Annotated in this window: 1 pseudogene; it reads right to left on the bottom strand. The window is 39.7% G+C overall.

Annotated elements, in window-relative coordinates:
* Window positions 1-352: 352 nt before the first annotated feature.
* Window positions 353-552: pseudogene (locus R7Z77_RS27725) on the bottom strand (FAD-dependent oxidoreductase); the annotation flags it as partial.

Genomic DNA, 552 nt, shown 5'->3' with positions numbered 1-552 from the left:
AATGAGGCGCTGTTGCCTGCCCTTCAACATGGAAGTAAAGGAAAACAATACAGCTTTGAGTGGCTGCCGTTTTTTAAACTTTACTAATCTATACAGTCGCTTAGATACCTTTTTCACGACATAACCAAGTTGAGGGAACACTCCCAAAATGTAATCCATTTCCTACAAGTTTTATAGAAATATCAGCTACAACAAACATTTATGTGACTAAAATCACCTTTAGGGCAATATCAATGTTCAATAACCCACCAAAAAAAAGAATGACCTTATTAAAATCAAGATTATAAAAAGCCCCACCTATGAATCACAGATGGGGCTAATGAGATGTTTTTAATGGTTTTTTCTTGGTAATTTAAAAACCTTCGCCACGCACTAACTCAGCCAGCGTCGACAAGCGTTGTTCACTTTGCTTGACGTATGGGTTCTCGGTATCCCACGCGTAACCAGCCAATATTGCACTGATCATCTGTTTAATACGTGGATTTGGAGCTTGGTAGAAAATCACGTCTTGAAGCGTGCCGTTGTACCATCCTTCCACATAAGTGCGGAACG

It is taken from the genome of Vibrio sp. 1401, assembly GCF_033340295.1.
The sequence above is the reverse complement of the archived record's forward strand: the minus strand, read 5'-3'. Positions and strand labels throughout refer to the sequence as shown.